General features: G+C 41.5%; 15 protein-coding genes. 13 read left to right on the top strand and 2 right to left on the bottom strand.

From position 1 onward, the window contains the following. The first annotated feature begins 8 nt into the window (after positions 1-8). The 10 genes from ACIGG7_RS19725 to ACIGG7_RS19680 all read left to right on the top strand — a co-directional run bounded on the left by ACIGG7_RS19725 (position 9) and on the right by ACIGG7_RS19680 (position 9,212). A complete protein-coding gene (locus ACIGG7_RS19725) occupies positions 9-983 on the top strand; it encodes an ABC transporter permease (protein ID WP_397550777.1) in 975 nt (324 codons plus the stop codon). An 11-nt stretch (positions 984-994) separates the two neighbouring features. Continuing rightward, entirely contained in the window at positions 995-1,879 is an 885-nt protein-coding gene (locus tag ACIGG7_RS19720) for an ABC transporter permease (RefSeq protein ID WP_397550776.1), read from the top strand. 3 nt (positions 1,880-1,882) lie between these two features. After that, entirely contained in the window at positions 1,883-2,839 is a 957-nt protein-coding gene (locus ACIGG7_RS19715) for an ABC transporter ATP-binding protein (RefSeq protein ID WP_397550775.1), read from the top strand. 2 nt (positions 2,840-2,841) lie between these two features. Beyond that, positions 2,842-3,852 carry an ABC transporter ATP-binding protein gene (locus tag ACIGG7_RS19710; RefSeq protein WP_397550774.1) on the top strand — a complete coding sequence of 337 codons (1,011 nt, stop codon included), beginning with the start codon at positions 2,842-2,844 and terminating at the stop codon, positions 3,850-3,852. A gap of 3 nt (positions 3,853-3,855) precedes the next feature. Beyond that, positions 3,856-5,034, top strand: a complete 1,179-nt coding sequence (locus tag ACIGG7_RS19705) for a M20 family metallopeptidase (protein WP_397550773.1) — start codon at positions 3,856-3,858, stop codon at positions 5,032-5,034. Positions 5,035-5,065: 31 nt separating this feature from the next. Beyond that, positions 5,066-5,896, top strand: coding sequence for a creatininase family protein (locus ACIGG7_RS19700; protein WP_397550772.1), 831 nt, complete (start codon positions 5,066-5,068; stop codon positions 5,894-5,896). Between the two features lie 129 nt (positions 5,897-6,025). Next, positions 6,026-6,412 carry an SMU1112c/YaeR family gloxylase I-like metalloprotein gene (gene gloA2 / locus ACIGG7_RS19695; RefSeq protein WP_397550771.1) on the top strand — a complete coding sequence of 129 codons (387 nt, stop codon included), beginning with the start codon at positions 6,026-6,028 and terminating at the stop codon, positions 6,410-6,412. Positions 6,413-6,886: 474 nt separating this feature from the next. Then, complete coding sequence (locus ACIGG7_RS19690; RefSeq protein WP_397550770.1) at positions 6,887-7,780, top strand: helix-turn-helix domain-containing protein; 894 nt, start codon at positions 6,887-6,889, stop codon at positions 7,778-7,780. An 83-nt stretch (positions 7,781-7,863) separates the two neighbouring features. Further along, the gene (locus tag ACIGG7_RS19685) at positions 7,864-8,325 is read left to right on the top strand and encodes a hypothetical protein (RefSeq protein WP_397550769.1); all 462 of its coding nucleotides are present in this window, start codon (positions 7,864-7,866) and stop codon (positions 8,323-8,325) included. After that, positions 8,307-9,212, top strand: coding sequence for an immunoglobulin-like domain-containing protein (locus tag ACIGG7_RS19680; protein WP_397550768.1), 906 nt, complete (start codon positions 8,307-8,309; stop codon positions 9,210-9,212). The genes ACIGG7_RS19685 and ACIGG7_RS19680 overlap by 19 nt, the downstream gene beginning before the upstream one ends. A 47-nt stretch (positions 9,213-9,259) precedes the next feature. On the opposite strand, the gene murB is transcribed toward ACIGG7_RS19680, so the two are convergent. Both murB and ACIGG7_RS19670 read right to left on the bottom strand, forming a co-directional pair. Then, positions 9,260-10,180: a UDP-N-acetylmuramate dehydrogenase gene (gene murB, locus ACIGG7_RS19675; protein ID WP_397550767.1), complete on the bottom strand. Its 921-nt coding sequence runs from the start codon at positions 10,178-10,180 to the stop codon at positions 9,260-9,262. A 202-nt stretch (positions 10,181-10,382) separates the two neighbouring features. Continuing rightward, positions 10,383-12,896, bottom strand: coding sequence for a bifunctional 2',3'-cyclic-nucleotide 2'-phosphodiesterase/3'-nucleotidase (locus ACIGG7_RS19670; protein WP_397550766.1), 2,514 nt, complete (start codon positions 12,894-12,896; stop codon positions 10,383-10,385). 239 nt (positions 12,897-13,135) lie between these two features. Here ACIGG7_RS19670 and ACIGG7_RS19665 point away from each other — a divergent pair, with 239 nt between their 5' ends. The 3 genes from ACIGG7_RS19665 to ACIGG7_RS19655 all read left to right on the top strand — a co-directional run bounded on the left by ACIGG7_RS19665 (position 13,136) and on the right by ACIGG7_RS19655 (position 15,604). Then, positions 13,136-14,038: a DMT family transporter gene (locus ACIGG7_RS19665; protein WP_397550765.1), complete on the top strand. Its 903-nt coding sequence runs from the start codon at positions 13,136-13,138 to the stop codon at positions 14,036-14,038. 182 nt (positions 14,039-14,220) lie between these two features. Continuing rightward, positions 14,221-14,583 carry a PilZ domain-containing protein gene (locus ACIGG7_RS19660; protein ID WP_224944953.1) on the top strand — a complete coding sequence of 121 codons (363 nt, stop codon included), beginning with the start codon at positions 14,221-14,223 and terminating at the stop codon, positions 14,581-14,583. 169 nt (positions 14,584-14,752) lie between these two features. Next, a complete protein-coding gene (locus tag ACIGG7_RS19655; protein ID WP_397550764.1) occupies positions 14,753-15,604 on the top strand; it encodes a DegV family protein in 852 nt (283 codons plus the stop codon). Positions 15,605-15,627 lie beyond the last annotated feature (23 nt).

The raw sequence follows: 15,627 nt of genomic DNA, 5'->3' as shown, positions 1-15,627 counted from the left end.
TGCAACAGGTGAATAAATATTTCTTACTGAAAAAACTCTATCAATCGATGATTACGATTTTTCTGGTTCTTATTCTTAACTTTTTCTTATTCCGGGTCATGCCGGGGAATCCCCTATCTATGATCGTGCGAAACCCTAATGCTTCTCCTGAGGCAATTGAGAAGATCAAGCATTTAATGGGATTGGACCAGCCGATGTACGTTCAACTATGGCTTTATTTCAAGCAGCTGTTCCAAGGTGACTTAGGCTTGTCCTTTATGTTTAAGCAGCCGGTTATGGATGTCATCGCCGAACGATTATTTCCGACATTGCTATTAGTAGGAGTGTCAACGATGTTAGCCATCATCGCAGGTGTACTCATCGGGATTGTTGCAGCTTCCAGGCAAGGGAAGAAGATCGATGTAGCATCATTGACGTTTTCCCTCATAACCTACTCCATGCCGACATTCTGGCTGGGGATCATGTTGGTGATTTTCTTCAGTGTGACCCTCAACCTATTCCCGACAAGTGGGATGGTTTCGGCAGGTGTCGTATTTAGTCATTCATTTGATCAAGCGCTTGATATTTTAAAGCATTTATTTCTTCCTACCATCACACTAAGTCTTGTTTTGATCGGTCAGTTTGTTTTGATTATGCGAAATTCATTGATTGAGGTATTAACAGAAGACTATATCACCACGGCAAAGGCAAAAGGCTTCTCAGAAAAGTTGATCATGAAGAGACATGCCTTACCGAATGCGATGCTTCCGATGGTCACCATTATTGCAATCAACTTAGGATTTATGATTGCTGGTGCGATTCAAATCGAAACGGTTTTTTCATGGCCAGGGCTAGGAAGGTTGATGTATGAAGCGTTGAATAACAGAGACTATCCATTGTTACAAGGAATCTTTCTCATCGTAAGTGTATGTGTGGTTTTGGCCAATCTTATTGCAGATATCATTTATGGATACCTTGATCCAAGAATAAATAATAAAGCCTAGGGTGAAATGAAATGAAAAACTCAGTTGTCACAAACAACTCAATGGTCACAAGTAAATGGAAAGGGTTCTTGGAAACCTTTATGTCGAATAAGATGGGGTTTTCTGGAGCCATTATTCTAGGGATCTTTGTCCTGATTGCCATATTCGGCCCGCTCTTGACTCAATACGATCCCAAGGAATATGGAGTGGCAGAAGTATTAAGCTCTCCATCCCTCCAACATCTATTGGGAACGGATGATTTGGGAAGAGATGTGCTAGGTGGTGTGTTATTAGGGGCACGGATATCGATTACAGTAGGGTTCCTTGCAACCTTGATCTCGATGATCATCGGCACGGTCGTTGGGATAGCGTCCGGGTATTATGGAGGAAAAGTAGATACGCTGTTAATGAGGTTCACCGATGTTTTTCTCGTATTGCCTTGGCTTCCATTGGCCCTTGTTCTGACAGCCATTTTAGGGGCGAGCATATGGAATATCATTTTTGTCATTGGTTTAACCAGTTGGCCAGGAACAGCCAGAATTGTTCGTTCACAAACCCTGTCTGTTAAGGAGAGGCAATTCATTGAACGTGCCAGGGCAATCGGGGCAGACAATCTATACATTATGAGAAAGCATATTCTTCCGAATGTCTTTCCTCTCATATTTGCCAATACGATTCTTGTTTCGGCCGTGGCCATCCTCTCAGAAACGACGTTAAGTTTCCTCGGGATGGGGGATACAACGCAACCAAGCTGGGGAATGATGCTCCATTATGCGTTTGAATCCGGGGCGGCAAGTCTGGGTGCATACTGGTACCTCATATCCCCAGGCATATGTGTCGTACTGGTTGTACTGGGCTTCACATTTATCGGGTATGCATTTGATGAAATATTAAACCCACGGTTAAAAAGGAGATAAACCATGAGCCTTTTAGAGATAAAGAATTTGAAGACTTATTTTGAGACAAAAGACGGCGTGGTGAAAGCAGTAGATGACGTGAGCTTTACGTTGGAGGAAGGTGAAGCAATCGGCCTGGTGGGAGAATCGGGCTGTGGGAAAACGACGACCGCTCTTTCCATCATTAATCTGCTTCCTCAGGAAGGAAGGGTAGTAGGAGGGGAAATTAATTACAATGGCAAAAACTTGGCCGAGTTAGACCAAAATAAGATCCGGAGATATCGGTGGAATGACATTTCGATTGCTTTTCAAGGGGCGATGAATGCATTGAACCCTGTAAAGAAAATAGGGGAACAAATTACAGAGGTGATGATGTACCATAACGGGTTGGATTATAAGTCTGCCAGAAAAAAAGCCAAAGAACTCCTCGAATTGGTTGAAATCGATTCAGCGAGAATCGATCAATATCCCCATGAATTCAGTGGAGGAATGAAACAGCGGGTGATGATTGCCATGGCGTTGGCATGTGACCCTAAAGTATTGATAGGGGATGAGCCTACAACAGCCCTGGATGTCATGGTCCAGGCTCAAATCCTCGAATTACTCGAGAAATTGCGTAAAGAGCTTGGAATGTCGGTCATTTTGATTACACATGACCTTTCTGTTATGGCGGAAACCTGTGATAAAGCAGCCGTCATGTACGCGGGCAAAATCGTGGAAACAGGAAGTGTCGAAAACATCATCAATAACAGCTCCCACCCCTATACTCAAAAACTGGTAAAAGCCTTTCCTGATATTCACGGAAAGAAAGAAATGACTGAATCCATACCCGGGACACCGCCTGACTTAATCACCCCTCCTTCAGGTTGTTACTTCCATCCAAGATGTGAACACGCAACGGAGGAATGTAGGGTATCTGCTCCTCCGTTAAGGAAAATGGCTGAAAATCATTATGTAGCATGTCATTTAAAGGGGGTATAGATGTGGGGAGTTTACTGAAAACAAAGGATTTACGTGTGAATTTTAACGTTCAAAGTGGATTTTTGAAAGAGCTTTTTTCAAAAGAAAAAAAACAAGTGAAAGCGGTCGATGGAATCGATTTTCACATCAATAAAGGGGAAATTGTTTCCCTTGTCGGTGAAAGTGGAAGTGGAAAAACAACAACAGGCAAGGCCATCTTACAACTCCTCGATCATGTAGAAGGGGAAGTGTTGTATGATGGATCCCAAATCAATAAGAGGGATAAAAAACAGATAAAATCCTTCCGCCAAAGGGCGCAAATGATTTTTCAAGATCCATACGAATCGTTGAACTCGAAATTTAAAATTATGGACATAGTTGCAGAACCATTAGAAATTAACAAGAAAATTCGAAATGAAGACGAGAAGAGAGAAAAGGTAAAAGAAGCCTTGGAATGGGCGGGTCTGAAGCCTGCAGAAGCCTATATGGATCGTTACCCCCACGAATTGAGTGGAGGACAACGACAGCGGGTGGTCATTGCAGCTGCACTCATTTTAAATCCCGAATTCATTGTCGCCGATGAGCCGGTATCCATGCTCGATGTCTCTGTCCGGGCGGATATTCTTCGGTTGATGGTTGATTTACGGGATAAGAAAGGTATTTCGTATTTATTTATCACTCACGACATCTCACTGGCGTGGTTAATTTCTAATCGAATTGCCATTATGTATTTAGGGAAAATCGTTGAAATCGGTGACGTAAATAAAGTGATCTCTTCAAGCTTACATCCCTATACAAAAGCACTCATCAATGTCATGCCAAAACCGAAAATATCGAAAGAAAAACGAAAAAGGATGGTTCTCAAAGGAGAAACACCAAACCCGAGTAATATCCCAAGTGGGTGCAGGTTTCATACAAGATGCCCGTTTGCAGAGGAGAAGTGCAGAGTCGAAGAACCTGCCTTGGCCCAATATAGTGAAGGGCACTTTGCGGCATGTCACTTTGCCGAAAAGCTGTTGGAAGGAGCTGAATAATCGATGGAAAAAGAACAAATCCATTCGATCATTGATGGAGAGAAAGAAGCTTTAATTGGACTAAGTCAATATATTCAACAAAATCCAGAGTTAGGCGGGGAGGAATATAAATCTTCCAAAGCCCTATGTGATTATTTAGAAAGTCAGGGATTCAGTGTTCAAAGAGGTGTAGGGGAGTTGGATACGGCCTTCATCGCCCATTATAAAAAAGGCGACGGAGGGTTCCATGTTGCGTTTTGCGCTGAGTATGATGCGTTACCTGATATCGGCCATGCCTGTGGTCATAATCTGATCGGGGTGGCAAGTGTGGCAGCGGGACTGGCACTTGCCAAATTAGATACGGATGAACCATACGAGGTGTCTGTCATTGGGACACCTGATGAAGAGAATGTTGGTGGGAAAATTGATCTCTTACATGAAGGTGTGTTTGAAAACGTGGACATCGCCATGATGTTCCACCCTGGATATTCTACCATCATTGACGTAAAATCCCTTGCTTTCCATAGCTATGAATTTATTTTCCACGGCAAAAACGCCCATGCGGCATCTGAGCCTTGGCAAGGAAAGAATGCACTTGATGGTGTCATTCAAACGTTTAATGGCGTAAATGCATTGAGGCAGCACGTCAAGCCGGATGTACGAATCCATGGAATCATTAAAGAAGGCGGAAAGGCGACCAATATCATTCCTCATAGAGCGGTAGCGGAATTTTGCATTCGCTCGATCGATAACCTGTATCTTGAGGAAGTCGTTGAACAAGTGAAGAACTGTGCAAAAGGTGCTGCCCTTATGAGTGGTACAGAGCTTGAAATCAACGAAATTGGCCATCCCTATGATGCCATGGTCAGCAATCAGACACTGGTGGAACTCTATGAGGATGCACTAAATGAATTTGAATTTGTTGATATTTCAAGATTTAACGAAGGCATGGGTTCCATTGATATGGGGAATGTCAGCAGAGCCGTACCATCCATACATCCCGTGTTGGCTTTAACGGACCAGCTGATTCCTGGTCATACGAATGAATTTGCTGATTTGTGTAACTCCTCTAAAGCATACGAAACAATGCTGTTAGCAGGCAAGACGATGGCTCATACGTGTCTTAAAGTAATTAAGGATAAACAGATTCAAGAAAAAATCAAAGAGGAGTTTAGACAATCGTTTTTATCCGTAAATATATAAAATAGACTCTTGAAAGAAGGGATACATAGAGATGAAAAAAAAATATTTGTTTGGAGAGATGACCTGGCCGGAAGTGAAAGAAGCGGTGAAGGAAGAGAGAATAGCGGTTATTCCAGTCGCCATGATTGAAGAGCATGGCCACCATTTACCGATTGATACAGATTTGGTACTGGCAGAAGAAATTTGTCATAGGGCCGGGAGAAAGTCTCCAGAAAACATGGTGATCATCCCTGCCATCAATCATGGGTATGCCCCGCACCAGATGGACTTCCCGGGGGTCATCTCAATCAGTAGTGACACATTCATAAACTATGTGGTAGATGTTTGTAACAGCCTGGCACATCAAGGATTTAAAAAGATCCTATTGATGAATGGCCATGGCAGCAATGTATCATTATTAAAAGTAGCCGCAAGACAAACGATCCTTAAATACCCTGACGTTCAATGCACCTCTATTTCTCATTGGGATCTGCAGCAGGTCGTGGACTTAACAGAGGAAATACGTGACTCGGAAAGTCCCGGAGGCATCAACCATGCCTGTGAACTCGAAACATCTATGTATCTGGCGATTAAAGAAGATCTGGTTCAAATGGACAAAGCCGTGAGGGACATCGATAAGTATCAGATGTCAAAGTACTTCTGGCTGGATTTAGTCGGTAAAGGAGAAGGGCGGCCGGTCGTCATGGTCCCTTATTGGAGCTCGATCTCTGAAACCGGAACGTTGGGTGACCCCACACAAGCCACGAGAGAAAAAGGAGAGAAGCTTCTTGATGCCGCCGTTGAAGGATTGGTTGAATTTGTTCAGATCTTTAAAGAACGCGAAGCGAATCATCCCCGGGTGAATCATCATGTAACGGAATAGTTTGTAGGTAATAAATTTGACTTCCTGTTCAGTGCAGGAGGTTTTTTTATGCTCGAATGGGAAGGTGGAGAATCAACACTGTATGATATAGTGTGAGTCATAACGAATTGATATAGAAGGAGAAGGACTATGAATTTCAAAAAAATCCACCACATCGCTATCATTTGCTCTGACTATGCCAGATCTAAAGACTTTTATGTCAATAAACTTGGCTTTAGAGTAAAGCAGGAGATTTACAGGGAAGAAAGAGATTCCTATAAGCTGGACCTCACGTTAAACGGTGAATATATCCTTGAACTCTTTTCATTCCCGGAAGCCCCGGTACGCCCGAGTTATCCTGAAGCACAAGGACTTCGTCATTTAGCGTTTGAGGTGGAAGATATAGAGGGGACCGTATTGGGGTTGAATCAAAAAGGCATTGAAACAGAAAAAATTAGGATAGATCCTTTTACACGTAAAAAGTTCACCTTCTTTGAAGATCCGGATGGGCTTCCATTGGAATTATATGAAGAATAGCAGAGGTCCGTCCCTCCAAAAAAAAGAGCACCTCCCACAAGGGGAAGTGCTGTCTAAAGGTATTGTAATTTGTCGTTGATTCTATTAAACCACATATTGATATCGGATGATTTTCTGTTATGGATTCATTTCCTCTGAAAAAATGGAGGGAATCTTAAGAATATCTTCATTTACTACATTAATATAAAGATATTAATATTTAATCGTTTTCTTACTATATTGATATAAACTGATCTTAAAGGAAAAGTATATGAACAGAAGGTCCGTCCCTCAACCAAAAAAAGAGCACGTCCCGCATGGAGAGGTGCTATCAAAAGGTATTGTAATTTGTCGTTGATATTATTAAAACATAGATTTTATATCTATGTATTCACGGTCTGAGTCTATTATGGACAGCATATGAAGATATACCTAAAGAAATGCTCGTTTTTCTGATAGAATATAAAAATATTAATATTTCTGAGAGGTGGGTTTGTGGACTATTCGGTTATCGGAAAAAAGATCAAAGAATTGAGAAAAGGTGTTCGATTGACGCAAGGGGAGTTAGCAGAAGGGATATGTACTCAAGCTCTCATCAGCCGTATGGAAAAAGGGGACATTTACCCAAGTGCAACGGCTCTTTATCAAATTTCTAAGAAACTTGGAGTCGATGTGAACTACTTTTTTGAAATTGGAACAACCCCTCGCCTTGACTATGTTCAGGAAGTAGAAAGGCAGCTAAGGAAATTAAGGGTAAAGCATCATTATGAAGAAATGATAGATATTGTAAAAGTAGAAGAAAAAAATCCACTCTTTACCCAAACCGACACTAATGTTCAATTATTATTATGGCATAGAGCGATTTATACACAAGAAGTATTGAAAGATAGAAAGAGTGCCCTGTCTCTGCTACATGAAGCCCTTGAACTTACCTATAATAATAAAAAGGCTCTGTCTGAAAGGGAAATGGAAATCCTGCTCAGTTTAGGTGTCATTTACTTTTCCGAAGAAAAGTATGAAGAGGCTCTTGATTATTATAAACAGGTGAAAAATGGACTGAATGCGAGCAAGCAGCTGCATGATAAAGCCATAAAAACACGTTTATTATATAATATTGCCCGGCTTTATACTCGATTGGGGAGATATAAAGAGTCAAATGAAAATTGCAAAGAAGCCATCCGTTGGAGTATAAACGAAGAGAATATGTATGCATTGGGCCATCTACATTATCATGTAGGATACAATTATGAGCTTCTAGAGCAAAATGATAAAGCACTTCCTTATTTTGAAAAAGCCATTCTCATTTTTGAACTGCAGGATGAACATGTTTATCTTGATTATCTAAGAAAGCGGAAAGAAGAATTACTTCTAAAAATCCAAAATGGATAAATGAGTCGTATCCAAACTGGTTACATACATCGCCCCGATCTCTCATATGGATAAGTATAGACTGGCCAGTGAGAGGTGAAGAGATGAGGAGGAAGAGTCCGGTTCCTTTATTTATTGGGGTGGTTGTTGCCATCCTCCTCGGGGCGGCTCTTTTCATATTTATTGGGAAAAGCCGAGAACCTGAAACACCTGAAGAAGTAATCAAGCAATTTTATGACTTTGAGAAAGTAGGGGATTTCGGTAACGCATGGGAATTGTTTCACCCCGAAATGAAAAAACTGTTTCCAAAATCCACCTATATACAAACGAAAAATCACGTATTTTTGGGTCACATGGGTGTGGATGAATTTGACGTAAGTATAGGTGAAATCAAAAAGCTCAAGACATTTACGTTTAATGAAGATGGGCTGACATTCAAAAATGTAAGAAAAGCAAAAGTTGACTTACATTTCCAAAGTCAATTTGGAGAGCTGGTCATAAGCCAGAACTGCTATGTTGCTCTTGAAGAGGGTGAATGGAGGGTCTTGTGGAATTATCATTTCTAAGTAAGCGCACCACCATTTGGGATTATTATGGTAAAATTCAGAAAACGAGAATGGTTGTGAGCAGATTGAAAAAACTTATTATGATTATTGTTTTAACAATTGTCGTTACAATCTACGTAAGTGTAGGATCAAACGCTCATTACCCCAGTCAATCAGGTGAAAAAGGGAAAGAAGCCTTCAATCCAGAAACCTACTCTAAAGTGGATATCTATAATCAAACAGAATATGTCTACAATGAAAATAAATACAACCGACTAGCGACTATTATCCGAGAAACACCAGAAGGGCTTATTTCTCCTGGGGAAAATGCATCGATTATCATTGCTGAAAAATCCATTTCGAAAGGTCAATCCGTGAATGTTCAGATAGTGGAGAGGGATAAGAATTGGAAGAAGGTAAAAGAGGTTAGTAATGTCAGATACGACCCTGACGATTCCTTTTATCCCGTAGAGATTCCAAAGAAGGAAGATGTATTCTATACTCTGAATATTGAATTGGTTAATCCAGAGGGTAAATCAATTGGTCAGACGGTATATCCACTCTTTGCTCCTAAACGAGAAATCAATGCAAAATTTAGTACGAGCAAACATACACTTGAATCAAAAGAAATACTGCCCCTACTTATTGAAAACTGGGGCCCTACTCCCCTCACATTTGGAGAAGAGTATGTACTGCAAAAAAAATCTCTTCTAAGCTGGAAAAATATGAATAAAGGACAGGCATTTTCCACTGGTGGTTACGAGGTAGGTGTAAATAAGGATAATAAACAGGAAATAAATCTGGAATCCTTTCGTCTTACTAAAGGTAGGTACAGGGTGGTTAAGGAATTTTCAGCTGCAATGTTAGGGATAGAGAAAAAGCTTGCGGTAGAATTTGAAGTGGATTAATCAGAAAACAGGAGACTCATGAAGAAATTGAGTCTCCTGTTTGATATTCATTCCAAGTCTTCACCAATAATTCGTACTTCACGCTCCAGCTCAACATCAAATTTCTCTTTTACCGTCTTTTGAACATGTTCAATCAAAGAGATATAATCCCGGGCAGTTGCGTTGTCTTTATTTACAATGAATCCCGCATGCTTGGTTGATACCTCGGCACCACCGAAATTTGTTCCTTGTAGCTCACTGTCCTGGATGAGTTTTCCTGCAAAATATCCAGGAGGTCTTTTGAACACGCTGCCGCAAGAAGGATATTCAAGCGGTTGTTTGGATTCCCGTTTGTATGTCAAATCATCCATGACCGCTTTGATTTCTTCATATTCACCTGGCTTCAGGCTAAAGGTTGCTTCCAATACAATATCGCCTTTTTCAGAGATATTGCTATGGCGGTAATCCAGATCTAGTTCAGCAGCGGTACGTTTCACTAGATTACCTTCACGATCGACCACATGGCAATAATCCAATACGTCACTAATTTCACCACCGTAAGCACCTGCGTTCATAAATAGTGCTCCGCCGACGGTACCTGGAATACCACAGGCAAATTCCAACCCGGATAACTTTTCCGCCAATGCTCTTCTGGATACATCGATGATGGCAGCTCCGCTTTGAGCGACAATGTGCTGATCGTTTGCTTTAATTTCATTGAAGTTTACTAAATGAAGCACGATCCCCCGGATTCCACCGTCTTTCACGATCAGGTTGGAACCGTTCCCTAATAAGGTAAAAGGCACATCGACTTCATTTGAAAGCTTCACGATGTTTTGCACTTCTTCATAGGTTGTCGGAGTCAGGAAGAAATCTGCCTTTCCGCCCAATTTCGTATATAAATGATCTCTTAATGGTTCGTCACGCTTAATATTATCCTCGTGCATGACATCCTTTAGTTTTTCAAAAACCAATTCCTTATTGTACATTTCATATCAGTCCTATAAAAATATTTTCAAAAAATATCTAACTGCCTTTTATTAATTAAGCCTACCCAACCATTATATGACGAAAACCCTTGAAAGTTAAATGGTTTAGGGGATTTTGAGAAATAAGGAACGAATGTCATCATACTTAGTATCCAACAATTAGAAAACTCCTTCCAAAAGGGGAAGGAGTTTCAAGGCATACTTACTTATTTAATAACATGTAAATCGTCTTGGCTGCTTGTGCTCTGGAGGCCTTCTCAAGTGGTCCGAAGCTGCCGTCATCATGACCTGTCATAAACCCTAATTCATTAGCAGCATCCACATATTCTTTAAACATACCTGCAATTTTTTTGCTGTCAGTATATTCCTTAGTAGTGGAAGAATCGTATTCTTTACCGATTTTGTAATTATAAGCACGAATCAGCATAGCTGCCATTTGCTGGCGGGTAATAGACTGGTTAGGAGCGAATTTCTCTTTGGATACACCTGTCGTAATCCCAGCTTCATAAATCGAGTTGATTTCTGGAGTGAGGGAACCGGATACATCCGAGAAATGATTTGTACTGCTAGGTTTTAAATCCAATGTTCTTGCAATAAGAGCAGCGAACTGGGCCCTGGTCACATCGCTTTGTGGTGCGAAAAGGCTGTCCGTTTTTCCTTTGATGATATTTTTCTCGGCAAGGTCATAAATATATTCCTTGGCCCAATGTTTTTCATCTACGTCATTGAATTTTTTTACGGCACTTTGTTTCAGTTTAATGGAGTATTTACCGAATCCACTGTCCTGTTTACCAAGGAATTTATATGTGCTGGAATCTTTGATGTAATCCTGAGCCTTCAATGAAGTTTCAAAGACTACATTCGTATTTCCTTTCACAGGGGCAAATGTCCAGTTTCCATCCGCTTGAGGATCGATGGTCTTTTTCTCCATAATATAATCAATGATCACGTTTCGGTTCTCGTCTGGTGATTTCACAATGACTTCTGAGTTCTTCACGCCAGGGAATTTACCACTAGCACGATAGTTATTGGTCGCAACGATAAACTTCTGGTTCGGATCGATGGCTTTGCCATTGAACGTAAGATTCTTGATACGGCTGGAGTCTTTATTTACCAAAACACCTTCTGCATCGTATTTAGAAGGCTCGGTTACATCGATTTCATAGGAAACCCCGTCAATCACGTCAAAGTTGTATGAACGGTAATCTCCGTTCACAAGGTTTTGCTCCTCGGATTTAGAAGGATCGATTTGATTGAATTGCCCTGCAGACATTTCCAACCATTCTTTCACGTCAGCACCTGTAAGAAGCACAGCTTGAAGTGTGTTCGGATACAAGTATAAGTCAGATACGTTTTTAATCGCGATTTCACCTGCAGGGATGTCTGTATAATAGTCCGGATTTGCACGTGTACCCGCTTTAAAAGGTGCGCCGGCAGACAATACAGGGATACCGTCATATTCTGTCCCTTTGATATACTTCTCTACATACCATTTCTGTGCGTTCGTCACGATCTGAACGGAAGGGTCATCACTTACAAGAGCGAAATAACTGTTGATTGGAGCGGTTGTTTTCCCGACTGCACTGCGTACCCATTCAATGGTTGCATCATGTTCTTCTTTAATAGCATCAAGGATGTCCTGGTCAGCTTCTACAGCAGGAGTTCCGTCTGCATTCAGGATGGAACGGGTGGTAGCTTGCGTATTCGTCACAGTCCATTTTCCATCTTTAAGTTCAAGTTCAAGGTCAACCAGTCCAAGATGATCTCCCCATGAACCAGGCATAACTGAAGGGACACCGTTGATGGTTCCTTTCTTCACATCTACGCCGTCCATTCCTGCGAATGACTCAGAAGGGAAAACACCGTGAGAATGACCAAACAAAATCGCATTGATTCCTTCTACTTTAGAAAGGTCATAGGTTGCGTTCTCTTCCATACCTTCCTGTGTCACGTTCCCGATACCGGAGTGAGGAATGGCAACGATAATGTCAGCACCTTCTTCCTTCATTTGTGGTACGAATTTGTTGGCTGTTTCAATAATGTCTTTTGCAACCACTTTTCCTTCAAGGTTCGCTTTATCCCATTGCATGATTTGAGGAGGGACGAATCCGATGACACCTACTTTGATTTCGTGTTTTTCACCGTCTTCATCGACGACAGTCCGATCAAGGATTTCATAAGGCGTGAAGTAGTTTTCATCATTATCTGGATTTCCATCTTTATCATCTACATACACATTGGCATTAACATATGGAAAGTTAGATCCTTTTAATGAAGTACCAAGGAAATCAAGGCCATAGTTGAATTCGTGGTTTCCGACATTTCCTGCATCATAGTTTAGTAGATTCATCGCTTTGTAGACCGGATGTATTTCACCATCTTGCAGAGGATCTTGTTTGGCTACATAATCCCCAAGAGGATTTCCTTGAATAAGATCTCCGTTATCAAACAATAAAGAGTTCTCTGATTCTTCGCGGGCTTGCTTAATGAGAGTAGCTGTTTTGGCAAGGCCGTATTTATCTGTTACAGTATCCTGATAGTAATCATAGTTTGCGAGGTTCACGTGGATGTCAGTTGTTTCAAGAATGCGAAGCTTTACAATATCTTTGTCCATCACTTCTGCGTATGTAATAGAAGGAGTTGCTTGTGGGATTAAAAGACCTAAGGCTAAAGTGGTGCCGGCAATAACTTTTTTCTTACTGGATACTTTTTTCAACGTAATCTCTCCTATTTATATAGTTAGTCTCAAACAATTCCATGCTAGCATATAATTGTAAAATAAAAATAGTATAAAAGTATGAACTGTTAGAAAAGTGTAAAAGTTTCGCAAATGGATTACATTTGTTTGTTTACTTTAGGTAGTTTAGTAGTATAGGATTGAACGTATAAAAATATGCTATAACATCTATTCATCTACTAAACTATACATACTGAAAAGAGGAAGGAGGAAGTGAATTGGCCCGATTGTATACTGCGTTGATCGGTTTAAGCATGATTTGGGGGATGTCATTCGTTTTTATCAAATGGCTGGTGGAACCTGCAGGAGTATGGGGGACGGTATTCTTAAGGTGCCTGGCAGGAGCCCTTGTACTTCTCCCGATTTTTTTCATGCAGAGGAAGAAAGAAGGCAAGAAGCCACTTCCCATATGGAAGCTTTTTGTGGTGGGGATTGGGAACGCTGCACTGCCCTGGACACTGATCGCCTTGAGTGAGACTCAAATCAATAGCAATACCGCTTCCATCCTGAATGCGACTACGCCGATCTGGACGGGGCTGATCGGATTTTTATTCTTTGCCGTGGTGTTGACAGGATATCAGTGGGTTGGAATCGGGGTCGGGTTTATCGGGATACTCGTTCTGATGAACTTTGAAGTGAGCGGAATCTTTTCATCTGACTTTGTAGGAGTGGGAACGATGGTACTCGCGACGATGAGCTATGCGTTTGCTTCCCAGTTTACGAAAAAGCATTTGGCTGGAACAAGTGTAGTCGTGATTTCCACGTTCCAGCTGTTAGTCGGAGCAGCAGTGGGGTTTATTGGCATGATGATCACCAATCCAATCTCTGTCGGGGATTTAGCGTCAGGTGAGGTCATTTTGGGCATTTTAGGACTGGGTTGTCTTGGATCAGGTGTCGCCACGTTACTTTACTTCTACATCATGACCAATGGGAGTCCGGAATTTGCGTCGACCGTGACGTATTTAATACCGGGTACTGCGATGATCTGGGGGTTCGTGTTATTGAGGGAGCCGGTGACACATAATCTCATTTTAGGATTGCTGATTATCTTTGCAGGGGTATTCCTGTCGTCAAGAAAGTCCAAGAAAATCATTTCATCTCTACCTGCTGGGACAAGGTAAGACCTTTAAACAAACGTTTGATTAACATGTCGAAACCCTTTTATTTTAAGGGATGAGACTACTAATCAAACGTTTGTTTAATTTTTGCAAATAGAATCATTTCATTTCCTACTATTTGCTATAATATCGGTAATGAGGATGTTCCCTAGATATCAAACCAACCTGATCGGAGGAGATTTGCAATGAAATATAAAAGAGATGAAGCCTATCGCTTTACTTTCTCCCAACCCATTCCCTGTTCGTTTACCATCGTCGGAATAGGAGATCAAACGATTCAATCCAAGACAGCCAAAGGGGAGATGATTGACCTCAGTCCTCAAGGTTGCAGACTTCAATCTTTATTGGATATTCATTTGGAAAAGGAAGTCAGGTTGAAGGTGACATTCAAGTTGGATGAAGACTTTACTGAAATCACGGCAGTAGGAGTCATCCAGTGGAAAAAAAAGAAAGGTCTTTCCCATTATCAATATGGGGTGAAGTTTCCAAAAGACGCCGGTCTTAAAGCGAGCATAACCGATGAACTGAAGAAATATGTTAAAAGATGATGACGCTAAGAGGGGTCTATACTTCCTCTGGATCCCTGGAAAGAGTTTTTCTGATGAATTTAATGCAAAAGAATACATATTCATATAAAATGGTTAGGATACATAGCTTTGTATAGACAGGTCTGATTCAAGATCTCGATAAAATAAATAATAAGGATGGTAATTCGATATGAAAACGGCAATTGTAACGGATAGTACCGCCTACATCCCGAAAGAATTGCGTGATCGACTCAACATACATATGATTCCTCTCAGCGTTATTTTCGGAGGAGAAACGTATCAAGAAGAAGTTGATATTACAGCTGAGGAGTTTTATGAAGAGGTCAGCGTCCAGGAGAAGCTACCGACCACATCACAGCCTCCTGTTGGAAAGTTCGTGGAGCTTTTCGAAAAACTTTCCAAAGACTACGATGCCGTTATCTCCATTCATTTATCCAGTGGGATCAGCGGGACATACCAGGGTGCCGTCCAAGCAGGTGAGATGGTCGAGGGTATTAAAGTGTATCCCTATGACTCGGAAATCAGCTGCATGATCCAGGGCTTCTATGCCATTGAAGGTGCGAAGCTTGAACGTGAAGGGAAAACGGCTGAAGAAATCGTCGCATTATTGGATGAAATGAAGGAGTCGGTTCAGGCTTACTTCATGGTGGACGATCTTGCCCACCTGCAGCGCGGTGGACGGTTATCACAAGCTCAGGCGATCATCGGGAGCTTGTTGCAGGTCAAGCCATTGCTGCACTTCGTGGACAAAGTGATTGTTCCGTTTGAAAAAATCCGCACCAAGAAGAAAGCATTGAAGCGGGTGGAAGGAATTCTTGAAGAAGCGGTTCAGTCCGGTGAAGCCTATCAGGCTTCCATCATTCATGCCAATCGAGAAGAAGAAGCGATTGAGTGGAAGAAGGAGCTTCAAGAGAAGTATCCGAATGTGGAATTCAACGTGAGCTATTTCGGTCCGGTCATCGGGACTCATTTAGGTGAGGGTTCGATGGGGATGGGATGGGCAAGGAAAATGAGTAAGTAAGGTTTTATTTTTGAGTGTTCCCA

The organism is Rossellomorea sp. NPDC077527 (assembly GCF_044542955.1).
Taxonomy (GTDB): domain Bacteria; phylum Bacillota; class Bacilli; order Bacillales; family Bacillaceae_B; genus Rossellomorea; species Rossellomorea aquimaris_E.
The sequence above is the reverse complement of the archived record's forward strand: the minus strand, read 5'-3'. Positions and strand labels throughout refer to the sequence as shown.